This is a genomic window from Phytoactinopolyspora halotolerans (genome assembly GCF_010550675.1).
GTDB classification, from domain to species: Bacteria; Actinomycetota; Actinomycetes; order Jiangellales; family Jiangellaceae; genus Phytoactinopolyspora; species Phytoactinopolyspora halotolerans.
In genome coordinates this window covers 19,555-34,164 of sequence record NZ_JAAGOA010000039.1, presented here as the reverse complement: position 1 = coordinate 34,164, position 14,610 = coordinate 19,555, and the positions used below count along the sequence as shown (strand labels likewise).

13 protein-coding genes are annotated in these 14,610 nt (G+C 67.3%); 7 read left to right on the top strand and 6 right to left on the bottom strand.

The window, feature by feature from the left end; translation table 11 throughout:
* The first annotated feature begins 167 nt into the window (after positions 1-167).
* Positions 168-1,055, top strand: coding sequence for a phosphotransferase family protein (locus G1H10_RS31395; protein ID WP_163745223.1), 888 nt, complete (start codon positions 168-170; stop codon positions 1,053-1,055).
* A 185-nt stretch (positions 1,056-1,240) separates the two neighbouring features.
* Here G1H10_RS31395 and G1H10_RS31390 read toward each other — a convergent pair whose 3' ends face one another.
* The 4 genes from G1H10_RS31390 to G1H10_RS31375 form a co-directional block, all read right to left on the bottom strand.
* The gene (locus G1H10_RS31390) at positions 1,241-3,076 is read right to left on the bottom strand and encodes a hypothetical protein (RefSeq protein ID WP_163745222.1); all 1,836 of its coding nucleotides are present in this window, start codon (positions 3,074-3,076) and stop codon (positions 1,241-1,243) included.
* A 143-nt stretch (positions 3,077-3,219) separates the two neighbouring features.
* Positions 3,220-3,393, bottom strand: a complete 174-nt coding sequence (locus tag G1H10_RS31385) for a hypothetical protein (RefSeq protein ID WP_163745221.1) — start codon at positions 3,391-3,393, stop codon at positions 3,220-3,222.
* Positions 3,394-3,441: 48 nt separating this feature from the next.
* On the bottom strand, positions 3,442-4,296 hold the full coding sequence (locus G1H10_RS31380; RefSeq protein WP_163745220.1) for a hypothetical protein: 855 nt from the start codon (positions 4,294-4,296) through the stop codon (positions 3,442-3,444).
* Positions 4,297-4,339: 43 nt separating this feature from the next.
* Positions 4,340-5,368 carry a LacI family DNA-binding transcriptional regulator gene (locus G1H10_RS31375; RefSeq protein ID WP_163745219.1) on the bottom strand — a complete coding sequence of 343 codons (1,029 nt, stop codon included), beginning with the start codon at positions 5,366-5,368 and terminating at the stop codon, positions 4,340-4,342.
* Between the two features lie 401 nt (positions 5,369-5,769).
* Here G1H10_RS31375 and G1H10_RS31370 point away from each other — a divergent pair, with 401 nt between their 5' ends.
* The 3 genes from G1H10_RS31370 to G1H10_RS31360 all read left to right on the top strand — a co-directional run bounded on the left by G1H10_RS31370 (position 5,770) and on the right by G1H10_RS31360 (position 10,956).
* Entirely contained in the window at positions 5,770-8,793 is a 3,024-nt protein-coding gene (locus tag G1H10_RS31370; protein WP_216853856.1) for a glycoside hydrolase family 3 protein, read from the top strand.
* A 629-nt stretch (positions 8,794-9,422) separates the two neighbouring features.
* On the top strand, positions 9,423-10,226 hold the full coding sequence (locus G1H10_RS34895; RefSeq protein ID WP_163745218.1) for an AraC family transcriptional regulator: 804 nt from the start codon (positions 9,423-9,425) through the stop codon (positions 10,224-10,226).
* A 10-nt stretch (positions 10,227-10,236) separates the two neighbouring features.
* Positions 10,237-10,956, top strand: a complete 720-nt coding sequence (locus G1H10_RS31360; protein ID WP_163745217.1) for an SDR family oxidoreductase — start codon at positions 10,237-10,239, stop codon at positions 10,954-10,956.
* Positions 10,957-11,048: 92 nt separating this feature from the next.
* Here the strand turns inward: G1H10_RS31360 and G1H10_RS31355 are convergent, their stop codons facing one another.
* Positions 11,049-11,969, bottom strand: a complete 921-nt coding sequence (locus G1H10_RS31355; RefSeq protein ID WP_216853855.1) for an NADP-dependent oxidoreductase — start codon at positions 11,967-11,969, stop codon at positions 11,049-11,051.
* A 217-nt stretch (positions 11,970-12,186) separates the two neighbouring features.
* Entirely contained in the window at positions 12,187-12,549 is a 363-nt protein-coding gene (locus G1H10_RS31350) for a DoxX family protein (protein WP_163745216.1), read from the bottom strand.
* A 205-nt stretch (positions 12,550-12,754) separates the two neighbouring features.
* Here G1H10_RS31350 and G1H10_RS31345 point away from each other — a divergent pair, with 205 nt between their 5' ends.
* From G1H10_RS31345 to G1H10_RS31335, 3 genes are all read left to right on the top strand, one after another.
* Complete coding sequence (locus G1H10_RS31345) at positions 12,755-13,045, top strand: winged helix-turn-helix transcriptional regulator (RefSeq protein WP_216853854.1); 291 nt, start codon at positions 12,755-12,757, stop codon at positions 13,043-13,045.
* Positions 13,046-13,126: 81 nt separating this feature from the next.
* A complete protein-coding gene (locus G1H10_RS34890; protein ID WP_163745225.1) occupies positions 13,127-13,948 on the top strand; it encodes a helix-turn-helix domain-containing protein in 822 nt (273 codons plus the stop codon).
* Between the two features lie 64 nt (positions 13,949-14,012).
* A complete protein-coding gene (locus G1H10_RS31335) occupies positions 14,013-14,594 on the top strand; it encodes a dihydrofolate reductase family protein (RefSeq protein ID WP_163745215.1) in 582 nt (193 codons plus the stop codon).
* Positions 14,595-14,610 lie beyond the last annotated feature (16 nt).

Here is a 14,610-nt window from a genome sequence, read left to right as displayed (position 1 = left end):
GACCCACGTGGGATGGCAGCTCCGGCTCGATCAACTCCCACAACTCATCCGAAATCACACCAGTTCTGAGCACTCATCCATGATCAACCACACCAAACGAAAGAATTGGGAGACACGCCCTAGTCGCCATGACGTCCGCCGACGTTCCTGACCCACGCGGTGGCAACGTGGATCGAACGGACACCGCGACCGCGCGCCGGATCTTGGCCTGGGCCAACACCCTTCATGGCACACGATTCCGCTTGGTGCGCCGGCTGAGCGGCGGTTTTCAATCGGGGACCTGGCTCGTTCGCGCGGACGAGGAGCAGCACGAGATCGGCGTGTTCAAGTGGTCTCCTGATCGGGCATGGGCGTCGCAGATCATCCGTGGAGCTAGGGCGGTTGAGCTGGCCAGAGAGGCCGGCTATCCCACACCAGCATGGGTTGCCCGAGGTGTGGCCGGGTCCGGACTGGCGTACCACATTCAGGAGTACGTGCCGGGGCGCAAGAACACGAGGCTTACCCTGGAGGTCGCAGAGACGCTCACCGGGGTGATAGAGCGACACGACAGTCTCGACGTCGATCCGGGGCGCTGCTGGTCGCAATATGTTCAGGGCCAGTTGGCGGGTGGGTGGGACGATGCGCGGTACGCGATAGCCCAAGCATGTACCGCTGGGTCGCGTTTCGTGGCCTCGGTTGACGCGCTCGTGGCGGCTTTCGGTGACGTCGAGCTGCCGACGGGGGACCTGGTGCACGGCGACTTCCGGCTGGGCAACGTGCTGTTCCGGTCCGCGCAGGTGGCCGCCGTCATCGATATCGAGGCCCTGGGTAGCGGTACCCGCGTCTACGACTACGCGACGCTCCTGACCGAAGATGACGTTGATCCTGCTGGGTGGGAGTTCATCCGGGCCGCCGGTGCGCAGGTGGCCGGTACCGGAGTGCTCGCGCGTTGCTTCGCACTCGTCGCCGTCGAATTGGCGGATTTCGTCCGCTGGCGCGCTCCTGAGCGGCTGTCTGGCGTTGTCGAGACATTGACGGTACGCGTTCAGACGCTCATGCGCGACGTTCGGACCTGAGCGATTGCCGCCACTGCAGCAGATCGGCGGTGACGTCAACGATCCAGCCGGTGCCCTGCTGGGTTCGTCGGGAAACCTGTTGCGGTGCCATGGCACGCCGGGGGCCTCCACATGTCGGACATTTCACCCCGCTCAGTAGTCCCTCGACGTGCCATGAACGCGGCTGGTCCAACGCGCCGGTAGGTCTACTCGAAGCGGATCTCGAGCCGGTGCTCGAAGGGCGTGACACCGGTGATGTAGACGCGGGTGTCGCTGAGCGGGGGCAGGTTTCCGTTGTGCACGCTGTACTGCTCACCCGAGGCCATATCGACCACGCCGGTGTCGTTGCCGGGACCGAAGGTGATCACGTCATCGCCCACCCGGTACGACCCGTGGCCACCGAGCAGCCGGTACGCGCCGTCGTCGTCCAAGGATTCGACCCCGGTGAGCTCACCGCCGGAGCGGAAGGACAACTCGATGGTCACGTTGACATCGTCGGTCTCATCGACGGTGAAGTCGAGATCGAAACCGCCGGTGACCTCGGTGACCAGCACCTGGGATCGCAGCGTGACGAAATGGTGCGGGCGGTTGGGGAAGTCGAGCTTGGAGAAGTAGCGCCCGTCGATCGAGTTGGTGTGCCGGTAGTCGCCGTCCTCGCGGCGGTGCTCGTCGGGCAGCGGCAGCGCATAGGGGATGGCGAGCTCGTTGTGCAGGCGGTAGACGCCGTCGTCGACGACCTCCAGCCCGTTGCTGCGGAAGTGACCCATGCTGAAGAAGACCGGTGACATGCGCACCGCTTCGAGGACCGCCTCACCACGACGCAGCTTCAGGAACGTCGGGTTGGTGGAGATGCCGGAACCGATGCGGTTGAACAGGTGCGTCTGCTCGCCGTCGTGGTACCAGTCCGTGCCGCCGAAGACGGACGCCGACGTGGTTCCGCGGCGGACGCGGGCGAGTTGTGCGCTGGGGAAGAACTCGGCATAGTCGGTGGGCAGCTCCGACGGTTCGGGGAGCACGGCGATCAGCTCGGGGCGTTCCAGCACGTTGGCGAACGCGTCGCCGAGATGCCCGGCGTCGCGTTGCTCGATCCCCTTGACGACGGCGGTGAACCGGCCGTCGTGGTCGCGCAGGGCGAACTCCCGATACTGCAGGTAGAAGTCGCGGACGTATTTGAGCCGATGGTCCTGATCCTGCCGCCGGGAGTGGATCGCCTCCACCTCGCCGTTCTCCTCGGTGAGATACAGATACATCTCCAGGTTGCGGCGGACGCCGTCGAGCAACTCCGGGCGGTCGAGAACCCAGGCGGCCGCCAGCAACGACAGATTGGTGACCTCCGCGGCGTACGTGGGGCTGCGCTCGCTGTACATGGCGTCCGGGAACTGATCGATGCCTTCGGCCAGCCAGTCATCGATGCGCTGCACGTACGCGGCGTCAGGGCGGACGTCGTTGATGCGGGCCAGCGCCGAGACGATCTTCCATCGATGGTTCGGCGTGTGCACGCCGCCGTTCACCAGACCGGATCCGGCGCGCCGCATCATCCGCTCGATGGGTTGTGCCAGCGCGCGGCGACGTGGGTGGTCGTCGACGCGGAGCAGGGAGACCATGACGCCGAGGTCCTCGATGAGGAATCCGGTATCGGGTGGGGACTGGATATTGCCGATCGTGAAGGTGCCGTTGTCGTGCTGCTGACGCTCCAGCACGCGCAGCCGCTCGAGGATGGAGTCGACGAAGGCGCCGCTGTGGTGGTGCTGTGAGCGCGGAGAGACGAACGGCGCGACGAGGCGACGGATCGTGCGAGCCTGCGAGCGCGGCGAGCCGGCGCCGACGTCCGACCTCAACGCGCCGCTCCCGATCTCATCCGCGGCGTTGACCAGCACAGAGAGGGCGGGTTCGTCGACCTCGCCGTCGTCAGTGAGTGCGACGCTGGACCTCGTGGACGGCGACGCCGCTCCGGCCATCCATGTCAGAGCCGACGGGATGGCGATCAGACCCGCCGAGGCGGTTCTGAGGAAATTCCGTCGGTCCATGCCGTTGGGTTCCATCGGCCTGCTCCTTTGCGCCACGCTGCGCGCTTCGGTGAGAGAAACCGCTTTCCAAGGTCCGTTCATGATCGCTTCGGCCGCGGGTGGTGTCAAGGGTTCGTCGACGCGTCATGACATGGTGGACACCTGAGCAGTCATGATCCCTATTGCGCGGCGCCCTTCAACAACCAGCGGTCGACCGGGATTTCGAGCATGACCCGTGGGCCGTACGGCTCGATTTCCGCGGCGGCGTTCCAGCCGTCGTACTTGGCGGAGATCGCGCCGAGCACGTCCTCGTGGAACATTCCCGAGTGCACGTATGCTCGTCCCACGGCCACACATAGAGCGTCGCCGTCCCCGAAGGCGAGGCAGGGCGGAGGCCACCGTCACTCGTCCATGCCGTTGGACATCTGGCTCGATTCCGTCGGGGGCCACGGACGCTCCAGCGCGGGATCGACGCTCGCGTCGACGACGGCCCGATCGCCCAGGGGTGCCCCGAGCTCGATCTCGAGTGGAAAGCTCGGGTTGCTGGGACACGTTGCGTCGCCGGTGACCGGCTCGACCAGGATGACGATCTCCACCGTGGTCTCGTCCTCGCTGAGGACGACGGGCCGGACCTCGCGGCCCTCCGGCACCTGCCCGCCGGCACAGTCCACCTCCCACGCCTGAACCGCGATCCGCTCGGCTTCCGGGTCCGGTTCTACATCCGGATCCAGGACGAAGTGCGCGTTGCCCCAGCCGGCGGCGTCGATGCTCACCCGGCATTGGCCCCAGCTGCTCGGCACCCAGCTGTCGCCCTCGCGGTCGAAGCTTGCGCTCGCATACGGCGGGCCCTCCGGGACCGGGTCGTGGGGGATTCCGAAGAGGCTGAGCTCGTCGTCGCTCTCACTGGCGACGTACCAATCGTGGATGTCGAAGAATTCCGCCTCGCCCTCGGCGATGGTGAGATCGATGTCGTCGGCCTGGTCGTCGCCGAGCGGCGGGAACGACGACGGGTCGGCGGGCAGCTCGTCGAACCGGATGCCACCGCACGTGGCGACGAGGTCATCAGCGGAAGGGCTGTCGGCGGCCGCTTGGCCGGGGCGGTCGGCGTCCTGAGCCGGTGGCGGCGTGTCGTCGCCACCGGATCCGTCGGTGCTGGTGCTGACCTGCGGCGCCTCCTCACCGCAGGCGGCCACGGTGAGCAGCGCGGCGCTGGTGAGGGCGATAGCGGCGAGGATCCGGCGACGTCGTATGTCCATGCATCTTCGACGCCGTTCCGGCTGACATGGTTGACACGCGACGTCAGCGGGCGGGCGGCGGTCCCGAGCTGGCGCCGATCACCAGCCGGCAGGGCAACAACTCCTGCACCGGCGCCCGCTCGCCGGCGCCGCCGTCGATCTGATCCAGGAGCATCTGGATCCCCAGGCGCCCGAGTTGGGTGCTCGGCGGCTCTAAGGTGGTCAGCTTCGGCCGCATCATCTCGGTGACGCGCGTCGACGAGACCATCGACACGATGGACAGGTCGTCGGGCACCCGCCACCCGATCTCGTCCAGGGCGTCCATGACGCCGACGATGGCCCGCTCGTTCATCACGATCAGCGCGGTGATGTCCGGCTGCGCCGCGCGCATTTCGTGGAATGCGGCCTGGCCGGCGGCGGCGTTATCACCGCACAGCCGCTCGACGTGGACGACGTCGGCGGTCGCGGCGGCACGCCGGAAGCCTTCAGAGGCGCGCACCGTCGGACCGTAGCCGACGGAGAACGCCGACGGTGAGTGGTTCAGAAAACCGATGCAGCGGTGTCCCAGTTCGACCAGGTGTCCGACGGCGTCTCGTGTGGTCTGCTCGAAGTCGATGTCGGCGTAGTCGATCCGTCCGGGATCGCTGGTGCGGCCGATCATGCTGAACGGGACGCCGGCCTGTTCGAGCAGCTGTACCCGGTCGTCGTCGATCCGGACCTCCATCACCAGCGCGCCGTCGATCAGGCCCTGGCCGGTCAGCTGCTCGAGGTCGCGGACGTTGCGCAGCTCACTGGGGGAGAGCACGAGGTGATAGCCGTGCTCCCGGGCGGCGTCGGCGGCGCCGACGACGAACTCCATCTCGGTCACGCCCAAACCGCGTTCCGGTGTGGGGAATAGTAGCGCCAGGATGTTGGTGTGCTTGCTCGCCAGGCCTCTGGCCAGCGCATTGGGTTGGTAGCCCAGTTCGTCCATGGCTTGCCGGATGCGGCGCCTGGTCTCCTCGGACACCGCACGCTGGCCGTTGATCGCGTAGGAGACCGTGCTCAGCGCAACGTTCGCCCGACGGGCGACGTCGATCATTCGTGGTGGCACGGGCGACCATCCTGCGGGTGTGATCGAGACCTTCATCCGAAAGGTTTCGAATGTTCACGTGTTGGCGTGTTGCGCCGTATCGGCGGTGACAGTATAGGCACCCGATCTCCGCGCGCCGCGGATTGACGATGGCTACCAGCGGGGCGGTCCGCGACCCCGGGCGGTCGACGTTACGTGTCACCCTTGGGCGACGTTGTGTACCACCCCTGGGCGGTCGTCATTCGTACCGTCTTGCGCGTACGGAGTCAATCCTTGACCTGATGCGCTGCGTGTGCCACAGTCGAAGCGCTTCGACTGGGAGCGCTCCAGTGCTCTGTCGAAGCGCTTCGATACGTTCGTCCGTTCCGGCCACCGCACACAGCGGGAGGCCGGCGACCTCGACGGAGAGGATCGTGAAGCCGATGAGACCCCTGTCACTTCGATGGAAGCGGCGCGCAGGATCACCCACGCGCCGCCCACCACGACCGATCAAGATCCTCGCCCTGCTCGCCGTCCCGCTGCTGGCGGCCGGCCTCATGCTGGTGCCCACGGCCAGCGCGCAGGACGAGGACTACCCGTTCCGCAACCCTGACCGGCCGCTGGACGAGCGGATCGACGACCTGCTCGGCCGGCTGACGCTGGACGAGAAGCTGTCGTTGCTGCATCAGTCCCAGGAGCCGATCCCGCGCCTGGGGATCCCGTACTTCAAGGCCGGCACCGAGGCGCTGCACGGCGTGGCCTGGTCCAACAAGCGCGACGACAACTGGAACCAGGTGCTGGCTACCGACGCCACAGTGTTCCCGCAGGCCATCGGGTTGGCCAGTACGTGGAACCCGGACCTGATCTCCGACGTGGGCTCGGTAGTCGGCGACGAACTGCGCGGCTATAACTCGATCAACCCCGACTACTGGGGCCTGCAGGTGTGGGCGCCCGTCGTCGACCCGCTCCGCGATCCCCGCTGGGGCCGCAACGAGGAGGGCTACTCGGAAGACCCGCTGCTCATCGGCGCCATCTCCACCGCGTACGGCAGCGGCCTGTCCGGCGACGACCCGGAGTACCTGAAGGTCGCGCCGGTGCTGAAGCACTTCTACGGCTATGGCAACGAGGACGACCGCAACCTGTCGTCGTCGAACCTGACGCCGCGGGTGAAGCACGAGTGGGCCCAGGCCGCGTTCAAGACGGCCATCTCCGAAGACGCGGCGACCGGCATCATGGCGTCGTACAACCTGGTCAACGGCCGGCCGACACACGTCGACCCGGACATCGACGAAGTCGTGCGCTCCTGGACGGACAAGGACCTCTACAACGTCAGCGACGCCTGGGCACCGCGGGCGCTGGTGGAGGCGCAGGGCTACTTCGATGAGCACGACGAGGCGTACGCGGCTGCGATCAAGGCCGGGCTCGACGGCTTCACCGTCGACGAGAACAACCCGGGAGCGACCATCGGCTTCCTGAAGTCCGCGCTGGACAAGGGCTACCTGACCGTCGCCGACATCGACGACTCGGTGCGGCACGTGCTCTCCATCCGGTTCCGGCTTGGCCACTTCGACCCCGACGGCGGGCCGTACGCGGACATCACCGCCGACGTCCTCGACCGGCCGGAGCACCGGGAGCTGAACCGTCAGACGGCCGAGGAAGCGCTGGTGCTGCTGGACAACGCCGACGGTACGCTGCCGCTGGACGCAGACGAGACCTCGAGCATCGCCGTCATCGGTCCGCTGCACGACGAGCTGTACAGCGACTGGTACGGCGGCGCGATGCCGTACGAGGTGACGCCGCTGGACGGCATCACCGAACGGCTGGGCGGCGACGCCGACGTCAGCGGCGTCGAGGGCCTGGACCGGGTGGCGTTCAAGGACACCGCCACCGGCAGGTACCTGACCGCCACGGGCACGGCTCCCGGAGACCAGGTCATCGCGTCGGACAGCGAGCCGACGCCCGCGTCGCAGTGGGACATCAACGAGTGGATGGCCGACGTGGCGACGCTACGCAACGCTGACACGGGCACGTATCTGACCGGCGCCTTCGGGCCCTACAACACCAGCTCGGAAGAGCCCAGCGGCTGGTTCGTCCAGCAGCAGTTCCGGCTGGAGGAGCAGGACGACGGGACGTACCTGATCCAGTACGTCGGCTACGAGACGAACGAGAGCTGGTGGGGATTCCCCGAGCACTACGTCACGGTCTCCGAGGACGGCGCCGTCGGTACCGGCCTGAAGGCCGACGCGGCGCGGTTCGAGAAGGAGGTCGTGGACAGCGGCGTCGACGCGGCGGTGGCCGCTGCCTCGGACGCCGACGCGGCCGTCGTCGTCGTCGGCAGCCAGCCGTTCGTCTACGGGCGAGAGAACCATGACCGGGAGACGCTCGAGCTCGGCGGCAGCCAGCAGGAGTTGGTCGAGGCGGTGACAGCGGCCAATCCGGACACCGTCGTCGTGCTGGAGACGAGCTACCCGGCGACGTTCGATGAGCAGCCGGACACCCTGTTGTGGACGACGCACGCGGGCTCGGAGACCGGAAACGCCATCGCCTCCGCCGTCTTCGGCGACACCAACCCCGCCGGCCGGCTGACCCAGACCTGGTACGACGGTGTCGACGACCTGCCGAGCATCTTCGACTACGACATCATCAATAGCGGCTGGACGTACATGTATTACGACGGCGAGCCGCTGTACTCGTTCGGGCACGGCCTGTCCTACAGCACCTTCGAGTACTCGGACCTGAAGACGAACGGGAAGTCCGTCGGCGGCGACGGCAAGATCCGGGTCAGGGTCGACGTCACCAACACCGGCGAGCGTGCCGGCGACGAAGTGGTGCAGCTCTACTCGCATCAGCGGACATCCCGGGACACGGTGGCGCGGCAGCAGTTGCGCGCGTTCGAGCGGGTGTCGCTGGATGCGGGGGAGACGGAGACGGTCGAGTTCACGGTGCAGGCGTCTGACCTGGCGCATTGGGACGTCACCCGGGAGAAGTGGGTAGTCGAGAAGTCCGACTATGACCTGCGGGTCGGCGCGTCGGCGGACGACATCCGGGCAGAGACGACGGTGCGGGTGAACGGTGAGACGATCCCGCCGCGCAACCTGGTCAAGTCGACGCGGGCGGAGAATTTCGACGACTACTCCGGTGTGGAACTGGTCGACGAGAGCAAGGAGCGCGGCACCGCGGTCCAGGGCGGCGACGGGGCGTGGATCGAGTTCTCCGACGCCAAGCTCGGCCGGCGGGCGTCGACGTTCCGGGCGCGCGTGGCCAACGGCGGCGACGAGGCGGGATCGATCGAGATCCGGCTCGACTCGCCGACCGGGCCGCTGGCCGGCACGGCGACGGTTCCGAGCACTGGTGGCGTCTACGAGTACACGACGGTCAACGCCGACCTGTCTGGTGTCGACGGCCGGCGCGATGTGCACCTCGTCTTCGACGGCGACGTGCGCTTAGCGACCTTCTCCCTCAAGTAACCCCACCCACAACCGCCCCCCAACCTCCAACCCCCCCAACCCCATGATCATGAACACTTCCCGTTCATTTAACACGGGTAAGTGTTCATGATCATGGGGCGTCAGGCAGGACATCTGGGCCACCGGCGGCCTGCTGACCCGACGCGGCCCTGTTGCGCGGACGTGACCTCGGCCGGTCCGGTGGTGACGACACAGCGTTGAGAAGAGGACGCGAACGCCGGCGGGTCGCCTGGGCCAGTCCCGGGCGACCGGTCGGTTCGGTTGTCCCGGCGTCGTGCCGGCTTGGCCGTCCGGGCGTCGCACAAACTCGGGCAATCCCGGCAGTTCACCCCCGCCGCCGGAGCAACGGGCGTTCGCCTGCGGAGCAACGAGCGGCTCATTCGCCGGTGTCGATGTGATGAAGGCGAGTTTGTGGCGTCAGGTCCCACCAAAGTCGTCTTCACGACGGGGCTCGGCGTCGTCTTCACGACGGGGCCCGGCGATCGTTCACGCCAGAGTCATGCCGAGGTTCTCGCACCGCAAGAAGGAGCATGCATTGCGGCTGCCGGGACGACCACGATGTCGTTCACTACCGGCGACGCCACCTTGCGTGGGTGTGCCTTCCGGCCGGTGAACGGCATGATGGAGATGTGCTTCCTCAGTACCATTCGCTGCTGGCGGAGGACGGGTTCCACTGTGCCGACGCCGCGACCGGCCGTCCGCGTCCGTCGCTGCGTCCGTATGTCGCAGGATACGCGGGCTTCCGCGCGGATGGGGACGGCTACGCTCGGCGGCGCCTCCTTCCGCTGACCGTCACCACGCTCATTGTCGACCTTGACAGCGCGCACGCACTGGTGACCGGCCCGCGCATTGCTCCGGCGGTGTACGAGCGGGCCGTCTGGCGGCACGGCGTCGCGGTCGGCCTGACGCCCGCAGGCGTGTCGGCGCTGCTGGGCCTTCCAGCCAGCGAACTGGTCGGTCGATCCATCCCCTTCAGTGCGGCAGGAGGAGCAGGCGCCGACGAGCTGATCGGCCGGCTCGGCGAGGTACCCGACTGGCCCGGTCGGTTCGCGCTCCTTGAGGATCAGCTGACCAGGTGGCTGCAGCCCGGCAAGGCCACGGATGGGTGGCTGATGCATGCCTGGTGGCGCCTGCAGGATCCGACCAGCTGGACCAGCATCGGGGGCCTGGCAGCGGAGCTGGGTGTGAGCCCGCGCGGACTTCAACTCGCGTTCCAGCGGCACATCGGGATGTCGCCGAAGTCCGTGGCCCGGATCGCCCGATTCCAGCGCGCGGTGCACATGCTCAGCGGGCAGGACGCCGGGTTTGCACGCGCCGTCGAGTACGGATACGCCGACCAGTCGCACTTCAACCGGGAGGTACGCGCGATGTCCGGCCTCACCCCTGCCGAGTTGTTCGCATTCGTTCAAGACAGCGCGGATGCCCGTCGTTAGTGTCTGGATCATGCTTCTGAACGGAAAGACGGCCGTGGTCACGGGCGGTTCGCGCGGGATAGGGCGCGCCATTGTGGAGCGACTCGCGCGCGACGGCGCCACCGTGGTGTTCAGCTTCAAAGACAACAAGCCGGCGGCCGACGAGCTCGTCGCGCAACTGGATCGGGTCACCGCCGTACGCGCCGACCAGGAAGACGTCGCCACCCTCGACGCCCTCTTCGAACCGGTACGTGACGGCCTCGACATCCTGGTGAACAACGCATCGATCAACCCGCGTGCACCCGTGACGGAGGTGACCGCCGACTACTTCGACCGGGTCATGACGGTCAACGCCAAGTACCCGCTGCTGGCCATGCAGCGGGCCGCTTCGCTGCTGCGAGATCACGGGAGGATCATCAACATCTCCACGTTGAACACGGTGATTCCCGTGCCTGGCCACAGCCTGTACTGCGCGAGCAAGGCCGCGGTCGAGCAGTTCACCGCCGTCGCCGCCCGCGAGTTCGGGCCCCGGGGCATCACGGTCAACGCGGTCTCTCCGGGCGCCACCGACACCGACCTGTTCCGGGAGACCAACCCGCCGGAGGCGCATACACAGATGGCGGGGTTCGCCGCCCTGCAACGGCTCGGAAAGCCAAGCGACGTCGCCGACGTTGTGGCGTTCCTCGCCGGACCGGACAGCCAGTGGATCACTGGACAGAACATCCGTGCCACCGGCGGCCTGATCGTCTGAGGTGACGGATCGGTAGCACGACCGACCACGCGGTCGCGTCTCGGAGCTCGCCTTGACGTGCGTCATCGGCGAGCCCACCACGCACGCGGCGGTCAAGGAATCAGGATCACCTTGCCACGGATGTCGCCTCGTTCGCTGCGCCGGTGGACGTCGGCGAGTTCGGAGAGCGGGAGTCGTTCGCTGATGTCGATGGTGAGGTCACCGCTGTCGACCAGCTTTACGAGTTCGTCCAGGTGTTTCGGCTCGTTCTGCGCGACAAACCGCAGCGACGTCACGCCGGAGGCTGGCGAGACCTCGATCTCGCTCGTGATGGATACGATCCTTCCGCCTTCGCGAACGAGACCGGCAAGGCTCCGTCCGTCCTCGTGAGACAACGGGACGAGGTTCAGCAACACATCGACGTCCTGGGATAGGGCGTCAGCGACGGGCGTGGTGGTGTAATCGATCACCTCGTCGGCACCGTGCGCGCGCACCTCGTCGGCGCTCCGGGCGCTCGCGGTGGCGATCACGTAGGCACCTGCGTGTGTGGCGAGCTGAATGGCATAACCTCCGACGCCACCGCCGGCCCCGTTGATCAGAATCCGCTGCCCCTTGGAGAGCCGCGCATGCTCGTGGATCGCCTGCCACGCGGTGAGCCCGGCCAACGGAATCGCGGCCGCGTCGGTGAGCGGGATGGTGGCGGGTGCCCTCGCCACGAGCCCGGCGTCGGCGACGGCATACTCGGCCGAGGCGCCACCGCCGTCCAGCCGGGCGATGAGCGTGTCACCCGGAGAGAAGGCGGTCACCCCCGGTCCCACCGCATGGACGGTTCCGGCGACGTCGAAGCCGATGACGAATGGAAGCCGGACCCGGCGGTAGGCGCCTGACCGGTCGCCGATGTCTGCGGGATTGAAGCTCGTGGCGGCGACTTTCAGCAGAACCTGACCGGCATCCGGGGACGGCGTCGGCACATCTTCGAGGCGGATGACATCGGGGCCGCCGTACTGGGTGATCCGTGCAGCTTTCATGATCATGCAACGGCGCCACGGCGGGAGACATTCCGACCCATCTCTCGCGTCGACTGAAATGCGTTGTGGTCGCGGGAACAGCCGGAATGCATGCTCGTTCTGGTGATGCGGAGTCGCCGATGACACCGGTCTACGCGGACGCGGCCACCGCTCCGGAGATCCTGGCGATCATCGACGACGGCGTCGACGCGTTCCTCCGCGCTTACGCACCCGTCTCCTGACGTCACCAGGCGGTGGCCAGCCATGCCGCGACAGCCGCGACGGCGATCAGCGTGACGTTGAGCCCGGTCTCCCTCACCTCGCCACGGTACAGATGCAGGGTGGTCGCCAGGACCTGCAGGACGACGAAACCGATGGCCGCCACCACGGCCAGCGCGGGTGCGATGCCGGTCAGAGGCGGCAGGATCAGGCCGAGGACGCCGAGCACCTCCACGGCGCCGATGCAGCGGACCAGCCACATCGGGATCGTGTCGACCCAAGCCATCATCGGCGCCAGTTGCTCCTGGCTCTGGATGACCTTCTTCCCGCCCGCATAGAGGAAGAAAGCTCCCAGCAGTGCCGCGACGATCCAGTAGCCGATCTCCATAACGCCTTCTCTCTCAATAGTTACGACTTGTAAGCAAGAACATGATGAGTGACTATTGGAGGCGGTACAAAAGGCACACGCGTGTGCGTTACCGACAGGAGCGTGTCCATGTCGCGATACGAAAAGGCCTGCCTGATCCGCGGCGGACGGCGGCCAGGCGATCCGCCGGCTCCTGGAGCGGATCGGCAACAAATGGACCCTCCTGGTGATCGCGACGCTGCACGACCAGCGCATGCGCTTCACCGAGCTGCAGCAACGCATTCCCGGCATCTCGCAGCGGATGCTGACCTTGACCGTGCGGAACCTCGAGCGCGACGGACTCGTCTCCAGGACCACGTATGCCGAGGTGCCGCCCCGGGTGGAGTACGAGCTCACCGACGTCGGCCGCACGCTGATCGACCCCGCCGTGCGGCTGGCCGAGTGGGCGGTCGAGCACAATCCCGACATCGATCGAAGCCGACAGCTGTACGACGAGCAGCAGCCGTCGGAACGCTAGGCCGATGCCGGGGCCGCCTACGATGTGGTTTACACGCCGGCGGGCGTCCGCGATGCTGTACGCGTGGAGTACGTCTCCAGAGTGCCGCGACCGCCGCTGGACGGACTGATCGACGACCTTTACTGCCTAGAGGGTACGTCGCCGTACGCCCGGCTGACGCTACCGCCCACGCCGTCGGCGCTGCTCGTGGTCAATCTCGGGGCGCCGTTCCGCATCCGCGCCGGCACCGACATCGAGACGGCCGAGTACGCCGACGGCTGCGTGGTGACCATGCCCACCCGCGCGTGGGACTTCGACTACCCACCCCAGACTCGGTCCGTCGGTGTGCACTTCAAGCCGTGGGGGCTGGCGCCGTTCCTGCCGATGCCCGCGGCCGAGCTATGTGACCGGCCGGTGACGGTGGAGCAGGTTTGGGGCCGGCCCGCCGTTGCTGAGCTGCAGGACCGGCTGGCCACGGCGGACGGACCGCACGAGATGCTGACTCTGCTCGAGGAGGAGCTTAGGCGACGGCTGCGCGAGACGGCCGGCCTGGGGCTGGTCCGCCACACGAGCAGCGTCATCGCGGCGACTCACGGCGCGGTGGCGATCGGCGACTTGAGGATGGCAGCCGGTGTGAGCAGCACTCATCTGGCGCAGCGGTTCAAACAGCTCGTCGGCGTCACGCCGAAGCGGCTGGCCCGCACCTACCGCTTCAGCGCCACCGTGTTCGCGATCAACTTCGCCGAACCGATCGACTGGGCCGACGTCGCCGATGGCGCAGGCTACTTCGACCAGGCCCACTTCGGCCACGAGTTCCGGGAGTTCACCGGGCTCACGCCGACCCGGTACGCCGAAGTCCGGCGGCGGTTCCTGCGCGACCACCCCGGCCACATCCTGGCCAGCTGGCCGCTGCCGGCCGATTGATTTCTTACAAGAGCGACAGCCGACGAGACTCTAATCTTGGGGCACCCAAAGCAGAGGAGACCCCATGGGCAAAGTAGTGATGTATGCCACGGTGTCGGTGGACGGCTTCGTCGCCGACGAGAATGACCAGCCCGGACCGCTGTTCGACTGGTTGACCAGCGGTGACGTCCCGTTGGACGAGAGCGGCGAGTTGAAGGTGTCGCAGACGTCCTACGACTACACCCGGCCGTACTGGGACCAGATCGGGGCGCTGATCGTCGGCCGCCACGTCTTCGATATGACGGACGGCTGGGGCGGGAAGCCTCCCGCCGGCGTCGATCACGTGGTCGTCGTGACGCACCGGCCGGAGCCCGACGGCTGGGATCCCGAGGCGCCGTTTCACTTCGTCGACGGCGTGGAGGCAGCCGTGGCCAAGGCACAGGAGCTTGCGGGTGACCGCACGGTCGAGGTCGCCGCTGGCGACGTCGGCGGCCAGGTGCTTGCCGCGGGTCTGGTCGACGAGGTGCGTATGGACGTCGTGCCCGTCGTGTTCGGGTCCGGAAAGCGCTACTTCGGGTCGGTCGACGCGCAGCACCTGTTGGAGGACCCTGACGTGGTGATTCAGAGCAACCGGGTGCTTCACCTGCGCTATCGGGTACGCCGTTGACCGATCTGTTTCCGTC